Origin of the sequence: Archangium sp., assembly GCF_036277355.1 — a bacterium.
Taxonomy (GTDB): Bacteria; Myxococcota; Myxococcia; order Myxococcales; family Myxococcaceae; genus Archangium.
Window position 1 is genome coordinate 82351 of record NZ_DASUNC010000042.1, and the last position, 14879, is coordinate 97229.

Sequence of the window (14879 nt, forward strand, 5' to 3'; positions counted from 1 at the left end):
GGCCTGCTCGCCGATGGGCTGGAAGCCAGACAGACCGTGCTCCCCAGCAGGAGTACCACCACGGCCGCGAGGTCTCTCCAGGCGCGTGTCATGCGCCAAAGGTTCATCGTGGCGCGTGGATGACAATGCGCCCTCGGGGGCAGTGGTGGTTTCCGCCCACGGGCCTGGGCGGCAGGCGCGTCCGGGCACCTGCCCGTGCGGATTCCACGGCCATCGGCGTAGGATGCCGGGTTGGGGAGAGCTGATGAACATCCGTATCAATCGCCGGGTCGCCCTCGGCATCGCCGCGGTGCTCGCCGTGGGGCTCGTGAGGTGGGCCACCTCGGACGTGTGCGTGTCCGCGTGGGCCTTCCAGGGGGTGAAGGTGTACCGCTGTCCGGACGGAGACTTCCGGCAGACGCTGGGCCTGCGCGCCGAGGGGCTCGCCCGGGAGGCCACGGGCACCGTCCAGGTGTCGGCCGAGGCCCACGGCGTCACCGGGGAGGCCTGGGTGCGGCTGAATGCCCCGGTGCGGCGCCTGGAGGCCTCGCTCTTCCTCGTGGACGCCGGGGGCAAGGAGTCTCCCCTCGCTCCCGAGAAGGGCTGGGAGCAGCGGGACTCCGACTTCGCCCTGAGCGCCCGGGTGAAGCTGCCCGCACTGCCGGATGGGGACTACACGCTGCGCGCCCGCGTCACCACGCCGCTCGGCACCGGCACCGTGGACGCGCCGCTGGCCCTCTACGCTCCCGCCCGCGTCCACGTCCTCACCGACCGGCCCCTCTACGAGCCCGGCCACCAGGTCCGCTTCCGCGCGGTGGTGCTGCGCGCCAGGGACCTCGCGCCCATCGACGGACGCCCGGGCACGTGGTTCGTCACCGACCCCTCCGGCGAGGTGGTGCTGGAGCAGCGCATGCCCGCGGGCCCGTGGGGCGTGGTGTCCGGGGACTTCCCGCTCGACCGCGGCGCGCCCACCGGCACCTGGACGGCGCGCTGGACGAGCGGAGAGGCCTCGGGCGAGGCCTCCTTCCAGGTGAAGCCCTTCACCCTGCCGCGCTTCCGCGTGGAGGCCGTCAGCACCAGGCCCTTCTGGCGCGTGGGCGAGTCCCCCGTCGTCGAGGGCCGCGTCGTCTACAGCTCGGGCGCGCCGGTGGCGGACGCGGCCGTGGACGTCTCCTGGAATGCCTCGGGCCGGTGGCCCGCGCCCCTCGAGTGGCTCGACGCGAAGGCGAAGGACGCGCTGCCCCGGAAGGCGCGCACGGATGGCTCGGGACGCTTCCGGCTCACCCTGCCGCGCGTGCCGTATGACCTGCGCGGCCAGGCGACCCTCTCCGCTTGGCTGTCCGCCACGGACCCCGCGGGAGACCAGGTGCAGGGCGGTGCTTCCGTGCTGCTCGCCGAGGACGCGCTCGCCGTGTCGGCCGTGACGGAGCTGTCGGACGGGCTGGCGGATGGCTACAGCAACCGCGTCTACCTGCGCGCCACCACCGCGGACGGCCGGCTGCTGCCCGGCGCGGAGCTCACCGTGAAGCGCGCGTGGGACCCGCGGGACGAGGGCGTGCGCGCGGTGACGGACGAGGACGGCGTGGCCTCCTTCCAGCTCGACCCGGGCCCGCCCGTCAACGTCCTCCTTCCCGCCATGCCGGTGCGCCGCCCGCCTCCGCCGCCTCCGGTGCGGTTGGGCTCGGTGCGGGAGCTCCTCTCGCAGGACGGCTCGCCCGCGCTGGAGGACCAGCTCGCCCTGGAGCGGTGGCTGGAGTCCCTGCGCCCCTGTGCGCGCTTCGTGTCTCCCGACGCGGGTACCACCCAGGTGACGCTGGGCGTGCGCGTGGCCGCGGGGGGCTCGGTGGTGGACGTGGTGCCGGATGGCTCGCCGCTGGGCTCCTGCCTCGCCTCGGTGGTGCGTGGGCGCTCGCTGCCGCCCGGCCGTGAGCGGATGCTGGGGCTCACCCTGGCGGTGCTCGACCCGGGCCTGCCCTCGCTCACGTTCGAGGTGCTCGACGTCGCCGGTGCCAGCGAGGAGTTGGAGGAGGCGCTGCACGCCGCGGCGCTCGATGCGCGCGAGTGCCTGCCCGCGAACCTGTCGCTGTCCGCGGCGCTGCCGGCCGTGCTCACCTGGCGCACCCGCCCGAAGCAGCGCGAGGTGGAGGTGGGCTGGTCGTCCCTGCCGCGGGAGGAGGACATGCTGCCCTCCGCCCACCTGTCCTGCATCCAGTCCCGCTTCTCCCGGTTGGTGCTGAGCACCGAGCCCGGGAGTGCCATGGGCGTGGTGCGCTTCACCGCCGAGCCCGCGGGGAGCGGCTCCGACGAAGAGGTGGCCCAGGAGACGACGCTGCTCGGCTACGAGCTGGTGGTGAGCGCGAAGGCGGGCAAGGAGGAGCTGGGCTCGACGAAGTGGGTGGTGCACCCGGCGGGGTTGCCGCCCGCGCGTTTGCGGGCCACGCCGGTGCTGGCGCGGGTGGGGGACGAGGTGCGCATCGAGCTGCTGCGCGGCCCGGACTTCAACGGGAAGCTGCCCGAGGAGCTCCTCCTCATGGCCGGGGAGAAGGAGCTGAAGGCGAAGGTGGAGAACAAGGCGGCGCGCTTCCGGCTGCCCGAGGACTTCGAGGGCTGGGCCGAGGCGAGCTGGGCGGGTGCGGTGGCGCGGGTGTACGTGGCGCCGCGCGCGCAGCTGGCGCTCGAGGTGGCGCCGGACAAGACGGCCTACGCGCCCGGCGAGCTGGCGCACCTCCAGGTGCACACGCGGGTGGACGGCAAGGACGGCCCGGCGGCGGTGGGCCTCTTCGGCGTGGACGAGAGCCTGTCTCAGCTGGTGCCGCTGCCGGGGACGGGGGCGCTGGACGGCATGCGCCCGGCGCCCACGGTGGCCTCGCCGGCCTTCGACGTGCTGGACGGGACGGCGCTCGCCATGGGCCGCATCCGGGGGGCCAACGCGGCCGCGGCCACGCTGCTGCGGGTGTCGGGCGTGCCGAAGCGGGAGGACGGTGAGCGGCGGCTGTCGCTCCAGGTGTCCACTCCCTTCGAGCCGGACGTGGAGCTGACCGAGCCCTTCTACCGGGTGCTGTCGGAGCTGACGGTGCAGGCGCGCGCCTGGGAGGAGTCGGCGCCCCAGGGCGAGACGCTCTCTCCGGCGGGGATGGCGAAGCTGTGGGAGAAGGCGCTCGAGGCCTGTGAGAAGCGCGGCGAGGCGGTGACGGACGCCTACGGCCGCCGGTTGAAGCTGTCGCGGCTGCCGCCGGAGCTGCTGGCCCTCACCGACCCGAGGGCGGTGGTGGTGAACGGCACGCGGCTGCCCGAGGACGTCGAGAACTGGGGCGCGTGGGTCGCCCGGGAGGCGCCATGAAGCGCTACTTCGTATTGGGTGGGGTGTGCCTCGTCGCGGGCTTCGCGCTGAACACGTGCGTGCGGGGCCTGGCGCGCTACGAGGCCCCTTCCGCGGCCGCATTGGCGGGCGATGACCGGATGCTCGCGAAGAAGAGCCTCCAGACCTTCGGCCAGAATGAAGCGGACGAGATGGAGGAGGCGGCGGCGCCGATGGCACCCCCTCCCGCCCAGTCCGTGGGCCGGGTGGTCGGGGGCGGCAAGGGAGGAGGCGGGAAGGATTTCGCGATGAAGAAGGCCGAGGCGCCGGGCGCGCCGCCGCTGCCCGCGTCCGAGCCCGAGGCGCCGGCCACGCCGGGGCGGGCCTGGTTCCCCGAGACGTTCCTCTTCGAGCCGCTGGTGGTGACGGATGCGTCCGGCTCCGCCACGGTGCCGGTGAAGGTGCCGGACCGGCTGACGAACTGGCGGGTGCTGGCGCTGGCGCACTCGCGCTCGGGAGCGCAGGCCGGGGCGGTGAGCAGCTTCGCGGGCACGCTGCCCACCTATGTGGATCCGGTGTTGCCGCCCTTCCTGCGCGCGGGCGACGTGGTGCGCGTGCCGGTGCAGGTGGTGAACACGACGGGCTCGCCGGTGACGCGCCCGCTGAAGGTGGAGGCGCAGGGCGCGGCGGTAGAGGGCGGCTCGCGCACGGTGACGGTTCCGGCGGCGGGCAGCGTGGTGGAGTACGTGACGGTGCGGACGGCGCAGCCGGGGCCGGTGACGCTGCGGGCCTCGCTGGGAGGCACGGACTCGGTGGTGCGCACCTTCGACGTGTGGCCCACGGGCCGGCCGGTGGTGGAGACGCGCGGAGGCACCCTGGCCGCGCCGCGCACCCTGGAGCTGGTGGGCCCCGAGAGCGCGGTGGCCGGCAGCGAGCGGGTGCGGTTGCTCGTCTTCCCGGGGGCGCTGGGCGTGCTGCGCTCGGAGCTGAACGCGGCGTTCGGACGCGGGGGCGCGGCCGAGGATGCCTACGCGCTGCTGCTCGCTGGCCGCGCGCCGGAGCTGCTGAAGTCGCTGGGCGGCACGGCGGATGAGGAGTCGCTGAAGCGCATGGCGGCGCTGGCCGGGCAGCGGGTGCTGCGGGCGGGCCGTGCGCCGGACGTGGCCACGGCGTCGCTGTTGGCGGAGGCGGCGCTGGTGCACCCGGACAACCCGGTGCTGGCGCGGCTGGGCGAGCGCCTGTCGGGACAGGTGGCCTCGGCCCAGCGGCCGGATGGGACGTGCCAGGGCGCGGACGGGTGGACGTTGCAGCGGCTGCTGGTGGCCACGGCGGACTGTGCCCGGGCGGTGCGTGCCGGGACGGGCTCGGACGCGGGACGCCGGAGGGCCTCGGGCTTCGACGCACGCGTGGCGGGTGCCTTCGAGCGCTATGTGACGCGGGTGCAGGACGGCTACACGGCGGCGGCGGTGCTGGCGAGCGGGGGCGTGTCCGGCTCGGTGCGGGACTCGCTGCGCAAGCAGGTGCGGGAGGCCCTCCAGAAGCGGCCGGACGGCTCCGCGTTCCTGCCGGTGGGCCCGGGCGTGGTGCGCGCGGATGGGCTGGTTCCCTCGGAGACGGAGGCCACGGCGCTCGCGGTGCTGGCGCTCGTGGATGACAAGGAGGCGCCCCTGGCGGACCTGGGCACCTCGCTGCTCGCGGACTACCGGCCCGAGCGCGGATGGGGTGATGGGCGTGCCAACCTCGTGGGCCTGAAGGCGGCGCTGGCGCTCTTCAAGGAGCCGCTGCCGTCCCAGGTGAGCGTGGTGCTGGAGCGGGACGGCAAGGTGGTGACGGAGGGCACGTTCGACGCGAAGGCCCTGCGCGAGGTGCTCGCGCTGGAGGGAGCGGCCACGGGCTCGGCGGGCAAGCACACGTGGGCGGTGCGCGCGGAGCCGGCGGTGCCGGGGCTGGGCTTCTCCCTGACGCTGGGGGCCTACGTGCCGTGGCGTGCGAGCGAGACGGGGCGCGGGCTGGAGCTCGCGGTGAAGGGCCCGGCGGAGGTGAAGGTGGGGATGCCGGCCGAGGTGACGGTGCAGGCGGCCTCGCCCGCGGGGATGGCGCTCACTCTGCGCCAGGGATTGCCCGCGGGGGTGCAGGTGGACCGGGCGAGCCTGGATGCGCTGGTGAACGAGGGCAAGGTGACGTCCTACGAGGTGGAGGATGGGGCGGTGAGCCTCACCCTGCCGCCCCGAGGCGCGGCCGAGCCCTTCAGTGCGCGCTTCCGGGTGGTGCCCACGCTGGCGGGCTCACTGCAGGCGGGCGCTTCGAGCCTGACACCGGTGGACCGGCCGGACCTGGTCTTCCACGTGCCTCCGGCCACCTGGGCGGTGCGGTGAGCCCGATTTCCCCTCTCCCTCCGGGAGAGGGACGGGGTGAGGGTATCGAGCTCCCCGGGTTGCCACCGTGTCTGCCCCCTCTCCCTTTGGGAGAGGGCTGGGGTGAGGGTCTTGCCCGGCCCGTATTCACCTGAACTCGGGTACTCGTCCTGCTACCTTCAGATGACCATGCTCAAGGAAGTCAAGCTCACTGACTGGAAGAGCTTCCAGTCAGCCTCGCTCTTCATCGACCCTCTGACCGTGGTCATCGGGCTCAACGCGAGCGGTAAGTCCAATGCGCTCGATGCGCTCGAGTTCCTTCATCGGAGCGCGCGGGGGATGGACTTCGCCACGGCGCTGGGCGGTGACCCGAAGATTTCAGCGGTGCGAGGCGGAACGGAGTGGGCGGCACGTATCGGGACCAAGCGGTTCACGCTGGACGTGCTCGTCGAGGGACCCGAGGCGGGGACTGAGTATCGCTACAGCCTGACCGTCGGCATGGAGGAATCTCATCCCGTCTTGATGGATGAGTCTCTCCATGTTCGGCGGCAGAGCACCGCGGGCAGCGCGCAGTCCGAGGGAAGGCTCTTCGTGACGCAGCCTTACCTTCGAGTATCCATGTTCGAGGAGCTTGTCCTCATCAAGCATGAGGACACCCATGTGGTTGTTCTCGTCCAGCGCTCGAGTTCTGCGCTCAGCCAACTCGCCGTGGGTGGTACGTTGGGGGGCGCGGCGCTTGGGCAGGGCCTCCAGGCCGTCGTCAATGCGCTCCGAGGCATTTTCATCCTCGACCCCGCTCCCTCGCGCATGCGCTCCTACGTGCCGCTCGCGGGCAATCTTCTGAGCGATGGGTCCAATGTCGCGGGGGTCCTTGCTGCTTTGGGCGATGCGGATCGCGAGCAGGTTCGGCGCTCGTTCGAGCAATACCTCTCCCATCTCGCGGAGCGGGAGGCGCTCCACGTATGGGCGGAGACTGTCGGCAAGTTCAAGAAGGACGCGATGCTCTACTGTCGCGAGAGCTGGGTTCCCGACCAGGAGCCCCTGGAGATCGACGCGCGGAGCATGTCCGATGGCACCTTGCGCTTCGTAGCCATCCTGACCGCACTGATGCTCCGCCCGCGGGGGAGCCTTCTCGTCATCGAGGAGGTGGACAATGGTCTTCACCCGTCGCGGGCCCGGCTCCTTCTGGAGATGCTGAAGAAGGTGGCGACGGAGCGTGGCATCGATGTGCTCGTCACCACGCACAACGTCGCGCTCCTGGATGCGCTCGGTGCGGACATGTTGCCCTTCGTCATCGCCGCGCATCGTGACCCGAAGACGGGAGCCAGCCTGCTCACTCCCATCCAGGATTTGCGCGAGCTGCCACGGCTGCTGGCGGTGGCGCCGCTGGGGCGGACGACCGCGCAGGGATTGTTGGAGCAGAGCCTGGCTCGCGAAGCAGAGGAGCCCAGGACATGAGCCGGACGGTGCTCGTCATCGACACCTCCATCCTCTGCATCTGGCTCTCAGTCCCGGGTCGGGAGACGTGTGGTCCTGACGAGGACCGCTGGGACAAAACCCGAGTGGACGCATTCTTCCAGCAGCATCTGGAGGCAGGCGCCACGCTCGTGTTGCCCCTGGCGAGCATCATCGAGACGGGTAACCACATCGCCCAGAACGCGGGGAACCGTTTCGAACTGGGCCAGAAGCTCTGTGAGATCCTGCTTCATGCGGTGGATGGCACGGAGCACTATGCCGCCTTCGCCGAGCAGTCCGTTCTCTGGAGTCCTGCTCAGCTTCGCCAGCTCGCCGGACAGTGGCCTTCGCTCGCGGCCCAGGGCCTCTCATTGGCCGACGCTACCATTCGGGACGTGGCTCATTTCTACGCGGACAGGGGGTTCCACGTCGAATTGCTCACGGGAGACCAGGGCCTCAAGGCTCTGTCGCCACCGCCCCCTCCACCGCTCGTTCCGCGCCGGAACAGGAGCCGGCTCTGAAGAGCTGATGGCCCGTCTGGAACGGGTCTTCCACGTGCCCCCGGCCACCTGGGCGGTGCGCGCCCCCGGTTTCACGAGGACGTAGGTAACCCCGCCCGTGTTCCCCAGACGATGAGAAGCACGTTTTCTTGGAAAATAACGTGCTACAAGTTTTTCTCGTTTAAGTCTGGGTCATGAAGCACGGAGGTTGACGGACATGAATCACGGGTGGATGCGGAAGTCGTGTGCCTTCACGCTGGCCCTGGGAGCCGCCGTTCATGCGAGCCCGGCCGAAGCGGTCACGCCAGCGAGTGTGACGAGGGTTTCACGGGTGACGGGAGCGACTCCGGCGGGAGAGAGCCTCCCCAATCCCAATCAAACGCATACGAACTACGAGGTCATGGGAACGGACCTCGGCATCATGTGGGACAAGGGGGGCGGAGAGATCTTCGTCCTGTTTGGTGACACCTTCGGCAATGGCTGGTGTGGGAACGGCGGGTGCGGAGGCGGCTGGCGCAGCAACGTGCTGGCGAGGTCCGCCGACAAGACCCTGTCGGACGGCCTGTCCTTCTCCACGATGATCCAGGACTACTCCTGGCATGCGAAGGAGATCCTGCCCTCGAAGAAGATCAACTTCGATGAGATCACGGTCATCCCGACGGCGGGCGTCACCGTGGGGGCGCGGCATTACATCCACTACATGTCCGTCAACAACTGGGGCGAGGCGGGCAGGTGGTCCACCAACTACGCCGGCATCGCGTACTCGGACGACAACGGGCAGAACTGGCTCAAACACCCGAGTGCGCGGTGGCAGAACACCAGCACCTGGACGAACAACTTCCAGATGGCCGCCTTCGTCAAGAACGGGGGCTTCGTCTACCTGTACGCGACGCCGAATGGCCGTTTCGGGAACGTGTACCTGGCCCGCGTGCCCGAGACCGCGCTGCTGAACATCAATGACTACCGGTACTGGGATGGCAATGGCTGGTCGGCCTCCCAGAGCGCGGCGGTGCCCGTGACGATGGGGGGCGCGGGCGAGCTCTCGGTGGCCTACCACTCCTACTTCGGCCGGTTCATCATGACGTACCTGAACGAGAACCGTCAGGCCGTGGTGATGCGGGACTCGGCGACGCTGACGGGGCCGTGGAGCGGGGAGAAGGTGCTCGCGAGCGCGACGGATTACCCGGGCCTCTACAACGCGTTCATCCACCCCTGGTCCACCAGTGGCACTGACCTGTACTTCGTCATGTCCCAGTGGACGCCGTACAACACCTTCCTGATGAGGACCACGCTGGCGAGCGATGCGTTCGGCGACAACCTCCTCTCCGAGCCCGGCTTCGAGACGCAGGCGGCCACGCCCGTGATGACGCCCTGGTACGTGCAGGGCAACGGAGGCATCGACCGCAACCTGGGCACCGCTCGGACGGGGCAGGACGCGGGCTACGTGCGCGCCAGCAGCGGCTGGAATGCCCTCAAACAGAGCGTTGCCGTCCAGCCCTACACCGACTACACGCTGCGAGGCTGGGTGCGCACCTCCGCCAACAACACGGCGGGCTACTTCGGGGCGAGGGGCGTGAACACTGGCCCCATCGTGGGAGAGACTCCGTTCGGCGCGTTGACGGGCTACACGCAGCTCACCGTGTCCTTCAACTCCGGTCCCCACTCGGTGCTCGAGGTGTACGGCGGTATGTGGGCGAACGGTGACACCTGGGTGCAGCTCGATGACGTCAGCCTCACCCGCGGCCCCAACCTCGTGGGCCATGCCGGCTTCGAGCAGCAGGCGTCCTCGAGCGCGACCTCACCCTGGTATGCCGACGGCAACGCGGGAATCGATCGCAACCTCGGATACGCCAGGACGGGAGCGAACAACGGCTGGGTGAGGAATACCACCGGCTGGAATGCCCTCAAGCAGGAGGTCTCCGTGGTCCCGAACACGCTCTACACGCTGAGGGCGTGGCTCAAGACGTCCGGCAACTTCAACGATGGCTATTTCGGCGCGCGGATGCTGAACGGTGGGCCCATCCTGAGCGAGACCCACCTGACCCAACCCCTGTCTGGCTATACCCAGGTGACGGTCCAGTTCAATTCCGGCGCGAACCACAGCGTCGAGCTGTTCGCGGGACTCTGGGCCACCAGCGACACCTGGATGCAGGTGGATGACTTCAGCCTGACCCGGAACTGACCGGCTCGCGTTGACGGAGCGGCCCGGCATCGGTGCTACCCTCGCACCGGTGGAACCCCGTCCCGCTCCTGATTTCCGTATCCCAGCGGTGATGGAGCGGCTCCAGGCGGGCGGCTTCCATGGGGCCGTGGACCCGGTGGAGGGGGCCGTCTGGCGGGTGGAGCGGCGGGAGGGCGAGGCTGTCAGGGTGGAGTTCCTCACCAGGTATGTACGGCCGGAGAAGGTGGATGGCAGCCTCCTGCCGGAGAACACAGGGAGGGCCGCCGTGTGGAACTGGCGCCCCGAGGCGCCGCAGCCGTAGAGAGGTGCCGCCGTGTCTGGCTCGATCGTCACCGGGAACCCGTTCAAGACCGAGAGCCAGGGAGGCGCCTTCGAGGCGCACATCACCGTCGCCGCGCGCTCCGAGGCGGACCTGCGGCGCTTCCGCGCGTTCTGCGACGCGGCCTCGGTGAAGTGCATCGTCATCGAACTGGGCCGGGGCGCCGAGCCCTTCCAGCCCATGACGGCCTCGTACCACCACGGCACGCTCCCCATTCCCGAGGACGACGCGACGGCTCGGGCGCAGCCCTCGAACTACTTCGAGAGACCCATGGCGCGCACCTGTCGCGCAACGCGCGGAAGATGCGGGAGGTGGTGGCCGCGGTTGCCACGGCGCTCCGGCCCACGTGGGAGGCCGCACGCGCGGCTCAGGCCCGGCCGTGATTCAGGTCAAAACCTGAAGCGGAGGAATGGCGGTGGACTGACAGGGGAGGGAGGGAGCAGGCCAGGATGGGCACTCGCGGAGGGCGTCAACGGCCTCCAGTACAGTACTTGGGCACACGGGCGGTTCCCACCCTCAGGGAATGCCTTATGCCATTGAGCTGCCGGATCATCTGTTCGCCTTGATGGAGGAGTTGCCCGAGCGCACGTGCGCGACCATCCACCTGATGCTCGCGCGGATCGCGGAGCTTGCGGCGCACTGGCCGCTGGATGACGCCAGATGGAAGCAACTCGCCTATCAGGACGAGCAGGGACTGCGCTTCTACGCGCAGGGCTGCTGTGTGCAGCTCTACCTGGACGCGGAGGCGCGGCGTGTCGTGGTGCGCGGGATCGGCCGTGTGCTCGTCCGCCTGCCCTATGCACTCCTTGGCTCCGGCTCTGGCTCCGAGGGCTCTCCCGCGCACCAGTAGGTGTCACGGACTACTTCTTCGGGGGCGCGTTCCCTCGGCCGCCTCCGGAGGGGTTGCCCGTGGTGCTCGGCCAGTTGGGGTTGTTACCACTCTGGCCGCTACCACTCTGGCCGCTACCACTCTGGCCTCCGCCCTGGCTGCTGCCCTGTCCACTGCCCTTGCCTCCACCGCTGCCTTGTCCCATGACCGTCTCCTGGTCTGTCTTCGAGGTCTGATTCAAGACTATTCATCCCTGGGGCACTGGCGGACCCTGATGCGTCCGGTCTCGAGACAGACCCCACGCCACCAACGCGACGATGATGACCGCGAGCACCGTGAGCCAGAGCCAGCCCAGACCCCAGCGGGTGGAGTCGTAGACCTCGTAGGGCTCGATGGGCTCGGCCGGCGGCTGGGCGAGCGCCAGCGCCGGAGTGATGAAGAGCGACCACAGGAATGCGTGCAGTGCGCGGAGATGCAGCATGTTCGGCCTCCCGGGGCCTGGGATCGGGCCGGGCCTCTCTTGGAACGGTCGTCACCTCCGGGAGCGCGGACAAGGCACGGCTCCCGGGCACTCGGGCGAGCGGTGGGAGCCCGGGAGTCTCGATACCCTCACCCCGTCCCTCTCCCGGGGGGAGAGGGGAAATCGGGCGAGGGCTTCGTACGAGTTACAGCGGCGGACGGACGTAGGCGCCTTCTTCCCGGCTGTAGTCGGGGATGTAGACGCGATCCGACGTGCCCGTCTCCTTCTCCTTGCGCGCCGGCTTCTTGGGCTCCGCCGGGGGCTTGTCCTTCTGCGCCGGCGCTTCCACGGCGATCGTCTTCAGCTCGGCATCCGAGGCCCGGGCCCGGTCGATGGCGGCCGCGTCGTAGATGGAGATCCACCAGCCTCCATAGCTCTCATCCGCGGTGGGCGGCGTGACCTCGAACGTGAGGCCCGCGCGCTCCAGCTTGTCCTCGTCGAGCGACAGCCCGTGCACCATCTCCCGGTCGGCGGCCTCCTGGAGCAGTCCAGCCATCAGGCTGCGCAGCTCCTCCTTGGTGCGGGTCTTGCCCGCGTAGATGCCGATCTCCACGCCCGCCGGGTGCTGCGGGTCTCCGTAGATGTTGAGCTCGCCCCGGGACGTCTCGTACGTGAGGTAGGGGACGTGCCGGAAGATGCCGGTGTCGATGACCTCCGACGGAACCTGCTTGAGATCCTTCTTCCCGAACCGCGTCGCGAAGGTCTCGATGATCAAACCGGAGTCGATGAGGCGGCCCTCGGTCACGGGCCGTTGGGGGGCCGGTGCCGGAGCGGACGACAGCGGCGCCGGGGTGCTCTTCATCGCCGGAGCGGCGGGTTGCGCCGGCTGCTCCTGGAGCTGCGAGCGGCTCGGATTCGGGCAACCGCCGAGCAACACCATCGAGAGCACGCCACTGGCGACAGCCGACGTCGGACGCATCTTCCCCCTCACATGGAACGGATTCATGGATGCGCGGACTCTACCGGATGCCAGCGGGGGCTCCATAGCCGCGCGGAGTGAAGGGGCGGAGCACGGCTGGCCGGGCAGGGAGGCTCAGCCGTTCGGGCCCGACAGGGGCTGCGACGTGTCGCCTGGTGTGGAGCGCAGCCGGCGGATGGCGCGCAGCAGCAGCTCTCCGTCCAACGGGTTGGCGACGTAGCCCTTCGCTCCAATCTGGTGGGCCCGCTCGAGGTCCTCGTCCGTGGAGGAGCCGGAGAGGAGCAACGCCCCCGCGATGCGTGCTTCTCCCGCCAGCAGCCCCTCCATGGCCTGCACCGGGGCGAACACGATGTCCGAGGACGTCGAGTGCATGACCTCCAGCGGCGTGGCGACCCTGGAGCGCAGGCCGTGCCGCGCGAGCGCCCGCGAGATGAGGGTGGCGGTGACGGGAGGCCACGCGTAGAGCAGCAAGGGCGAGTCCGGACCCGATGCGCCCGGTGTGCCGAAGGCCGGCTCGGTGGCGTCGTCCTGGAGCCCATAGAGCGCGGCGAGCGCGTGGCCCAGCGCCGTGTCCGACGCGAGGTGCGGCTCGACGCGGGGCTTGCCGGAGACCGCGCGCACCGCGTCCAGCGCCTCGAGCGAGGCCGGCGCGGGCAGGGCCACGTGTAGCACCACGCGCTCTCCCTTCTCGAGCCGCAGCGGCACCACCCGGTACTTCTGGGCGATGCGCTTGGGCACCAGGCGCGTGAGCTTGGGATCCAACCGCTCGCGATCCAGGTCGATGGCGGGCAGGCCGAGCTGCAGGGAGAGGGCGCGCAGGACGTCTTCCTCGGTGCACAGCCCCTCGCGCACCAGCGCCCGGCCGAGCGGAACCCGGGTCTCGTGGTGGTGCACCAGCCCGAGCCGGAGCTGGGCCCGGTCGATGAGCCCCAGCTCCATCAGGATTTCACCGAGCATGCGCCTGGACCCGAGCTGCATGGCTGTAACCGTTGCCATGCGGCGCGTGCCCGGCGATGGGCACCCGGGCGAGCCCCTGCCTCGCCGGCTGCTCTCCGGTCAGAAATCGACCCGGGTGGCCCGGCCCCGGAGCGGGATGGCGATGTACGTCTGCAACTGGGCGTCGGTGGGCAGGCGGGAGAACCGGCTGCGGGTGAGGAAGCCCTGCGTCTCGATGCGTACCTCCTGCTCGGGACCATCGACGCGGGCCCTCGGAATCACCACGGTGAAGAGCAACGAGCCCGCGTCCGCGTCCGGCTCGAGCGTGATGGTCACCAACGTGCCCAGCTCCGTCGCCTCCTGACGGATTTCATCGCCGCTCGCGTTCACCTCCCGGCAGGAGTCCTGGTAGTGCAACCGCGGCTCTCCGGTGAAGCTCGTCGTCGAGAAGTGGATGGAAACTCCCCGGCCCAACAGCTCGAACATGTTGGGCGCTACTGGCTCGGCGCGGGTCTCCGGGATGACGTGTACGGGTGCGGCTTCCATCGTGGCGTCCATGCGTGCTCCTCCTGTCGTGTCCAGTGCAGCCGGAGTGGGCTGCCAAGAAAGATGGAGGCGTCGATTCCCGGACGTGACGGCTCAGCCGTGCGCGCCGAGCACGTGCCGCTCGACGACGCCCGCCATGGCCACGAGCGCGAGGCCCAGGAGGAAGCCGGGCAGCCGGCCGCGTGCGGAGCGCGGATCCGCCGTGTGGCGCAGCTCCGGCAACAGGTCCGTGGCGCCGATGTAGAGGAAGGTGCCGCCCGCGAGCGCCAGGATGATGCCCTCCAGGCCCGCCACCCACCGCGAGCCCAGCAGCACCGCCCCCGCTCCGGCCACCGCGGTGAGCTGCACGCCTCCGAGTGCCAGCAGCGAGCGTGCGCGCGACAGCCCCGTGGCACGCAGCAGCGCGTAGTCCCCCACCTCCTGCGGAAGCTCGTGGGCGATCACCGCCAGCGCGGTGGCCACCCCGGCCTGGGGCGAGACGAGGAAGGCCGCCGCCACCGCCGCGCCGTCTCCGATGTTGTGCAGCGCGTCCGCCGCCAGCAGCGAGGGCACCACGGTGGAGGGCGCTTTCACGGCCCCGTCATGGTGGTGGGGATGGCCCGGAGCGTGGGCCGAGTGGTCATGGTGATGGGGCCCGAGGAACCACTCGAGGAGGGTGAGGGCCAGGAAGCTGGCGAGTGCCCAACGGAAGGCGCCGGGCCCCTCGACGGCGAGCGCCTCGGGGAGGATCTCCAGGAACACCGCGCCAATCAGCGCCCCGGCCGCGAAGGCCACCAGCGCCGCCAGGTGCCGCTTCAGCCAACGCTCGGAGAGGAGCCCGCCCGCCAGGCCCGCGAGCCCGTCCGCGAGGACCGCCAACCAGATGAAGAGGGAGGGGCTCGTCATGGGGGCGAGGGGGCGGGTGGGGAGGTGCTCGGCGTCACCCCCGCCTGTTGCTGCTCCTGGCGCCGTGCGAGCCCGTCTTCCATGAGTGGGAAGTACTCACGAGGGCCGCACCAGGCGGAGCCCAGGGGGAGGAGATGCCGAGCCCGAGAGCCCAGGC

13 protein-coding genes are annotated in these 14879 nt (G+C 70.5%); 7 read left to right on the forward strand and 6 right to left on the reverse strand.

Annotated elements, in window-relative coordinates; genetic code table 11:
- The first annotated feature begins 244 nt into the window (after window positions 1-244).
- The 7 genes from VFZ09_RS10850 to VFZ09_RS10880 all read left to right on the forward strand — a co-directional run bounded on the left by VFZ09_RS10850 (window position 245) and on the right by VFZ09_RS10880 (window position 10937).
- Window positions 245-3319 carry an MG2 domain-containing protein gene (locus VFZ09_RS10850; protein ID WP_329727454.1) on the forward strand — a complete coding sequence of 1025 codons (3075 nt, stop codon included), beginning with the start codon at window positions 245-247 and terminating at the stop codon, window positions 3317-3319.
- Complete coding sequence (locus VFZ09_RS10855; RefSeq protein ID WP_329727455.1) at window positions 3316-5652, forward strand: alpha-2-macroglobulin family protein; 2337 nt, start codon at window positions 3316-3318, stop codon at window positions 5650-5652. Before VFZ09_RS10850 ends, VFZ09_RS10855 begins: the two co-directional genes overlap by 4 nt.
- A 168-nt stretch (window positions 5653-5820) precedes the next feature.
- Entirely contained in the window at window positions 5821-7089 is a 1269-nt protein-coding gene (locus tag VFZ09_RS10860) for an AAA family ATPase (RefSeq protein ID WP_329727456.1), read from the forward strand.
- Window positions 7086-7607, forward strand: a complete 522-nt coding sequence (locus tag VFZ09_RS10865) for a hypothetical protein (protein ID WP_329727457.1) — start codon at window positions 7086-7088, stop codon at window positions 7605-7607. The genes VFZ09_RS10860 and VFZ09_RS10865 overlap by 4 nt, the downstream gene beginning before the upstream one ends.
- A 211-nt stretch (window positions 7608-7818) precedes the next feature.
- Window positions 7819-9768: a DUF4185 domain-containing protein gene (locus tag VFZ09_RS10870; RefSeq protein WP_329727497.1), complete on the forward strand. Its 1950-nt coding sequence runs from the start codon at window positions 7819-7821 to the stop codon at window positions 9766-9768.
- 88 nt (window positions 9769-9856) lie between these two features.
- Window positions 9857-10069 (forward strand): hypothetical protein, encoded by a 213-nt coding sequence (locus VFZ09_RS10875; RefSeq protein ID WP_329727458.1) that lies wholly within the window; start codon window positions 9857-9859, stop codon window positions 10067-10069.
- Window positions 10070-10610: 541 nt separating this feature from the next.
- The gene (locus VFZ09_RS10880) at window positions 10611-10937 is read left to right on the forward strand and encodes a hypothetical protein (RefSeq protein ID WP_329727459.1); all 327 of its coding nucleotides are present in this window, start codon (window positions 10611-10613) and stop codon (window positions 10935-10937) included.
- A gap of 10 nt (window positions 10938-10947) precedes the next feature.
- On the opposite strand, the gene VFZ09_RS10885 is transcribed toward VFZ09_RS10880, so the two are convergent.
- The 6 genes from VFZ09_RS10885 to VFZ09_RS10910 form a co-directional block, all read right to left on the reverse strand.
- Window positions 10948-11121 carry a hypothetical protein gene (locus tag VFZ09_RS10885; protein WP_329727460.1) on the reverse strand — a complete coding sequence of 58 codons (174 nt, stop codon included), beginning with the start codon at window positions 11119-11121 and terminating at the stop codon, window positions 10948-10950.
- 42 nt (window positions 11122-11163) lie between these two features.
- A complete protein-coding gene (locus VFZ09_RS10890; RefSeq protein ID WP_329727461.1) occupies window positions 11164-11397 on the reverse strand; it encodes a hypothetical protein in 234 nt (77 codons plus the stop codon).
- A gap of 184 nt (window positions 11398-11581) precedes the next feature.
- On the reverse strand, window positions 11582-12355 hold the full coding sequence (locus VFZ09_RS10895; RefSeq protein WP_329727462.1) for a hypothetical protein: 774 nt from the start codon (window positions 12353-12355) through the stop codon (window positions 11582-11584).
- A 114-nt stretch (window positions 12356-12469) separates the two neighbouring features.
- Window positions 12470-13312, reverse strand: coding sequence for a hypothetical protein (locus VFZ09_RS10900; RefSeq protein WP_329727463.1), 843 nt, complete (start codon window positions 13310-13312; stop codon window positions 12470-12472).
- Between the two features lie 99 nt (window positions 13313-13411).
- Window positions 13412-13849: a hypothetical protein gene (locus tag VFZ09_RS10905; RefSeq protein WP_329727464.1), complete on the reverse strand. Its 438-nt coding sequence runs from the start codon at window positions 13847-13849 to the stop codon at window positions 13412-13414.
- A gap of 81 nt (window positions 13850-13930) precedes the next feature.
- Window positions 13931-14722: a ZIP family metal transporter gene (locus VFZ09_RS10910; protein WP_329727465.1), complete on the reverse strand. Its 792-nt coding sequence runs from the start codon at window positions 14720-14722 to the stop codon at window positions 13931-13933.
- Window positions 14723-14879: the final 157 nt, after the last annotated feature.

Bases quoted from the DNA above. Each gene is read 5' to 3' on its own strand.
- VFZ09_RS10885 (WP_329727460.1), bottom strand. From the start codon at position 11,121: ATGGGACAAGGCAGCGGTGGAGGCAAGGGCAGTGGACAGGGCAGCAGC.
- VFZ09_RS10880 (WP_329727459.1), top strand. From the start codon at position 10,611: ATGCCTTATGCCATTGAGCTGCCGGATCATCTGTTCGCCTTGATGGAG.
- VFZ09_RS10860 (WP_329727456.1), top strand. From the start codon at position 5,821: ATGCTCAAGGAAGTCAAGCTCACTGACTGGAAGAGCTTCCAGTCAGCC.
- VFZ09_RS10870 (WP_329727497.1), top strand. From the start codon at position 7,819: ATGCGGAAGTCGTGTGCCTTCACGCTGGCCCTGGGAGCCGCCGTTCAT.
- VFZ09_RS10910 (WP_329727465.1), bottom strand. From the start codon at position 14,722: ATGACGAGCCCCTCCCTCTTCATCTGGTTGGCGGTCCTCGCGGACGGG.
- VFZ09_RS10895 (WP_329727462.1), bottom strand. From the start codon at position 12,355: ATGCGTCCGACGTCGGCTGTCGCCAGTGGCGTGCTCTCGATGGTGTTG.
- VFZ09_RS10865 (WP_329727457.1), top strand. From the start codon at position 7,086: ATGAGCCGGACGGTGCTCGTCATCGACACCTCCATCCTCTGCATCTGG.
- VFZ09_RS10905 (WP_329727464.1), bottom strand. From the start codon at position 13,849: ATGGACGCCACGATGGAAGCCGCACCCGTACACGTCATCCCGGAGACC.
- VFZ09_RS10900 (WP_329727463.1), bottom strand. From the start codon at position 13,312: ATGCTCGGTGAAATCCTGATGGAGCTGGGGCTCATCGACCGGGCCCAG.
- VFZ09_RS10850 (WP_329727454.1), top strand. From the start codon at position 245: ATGAACATCCGTATCAATCGCCGGGTCGCCCTCGGCATCGCCGCGGTG.
- VFZ09_RS10890 (WP_329727461.1), bottom strand. From the start codon at position 11,397: ATGCTGCATCTCCGCGCACTGCACGCATTCCTGTGGTCGCTCTTCATC.
- VFZ09_RS10855 (WP_329727455.1), top strand. From the start codon at position 3,316: ATGAAGCGCTACTTCGTATTGGGTGGGGTGTGCCTCGTCGCGGGCTTC.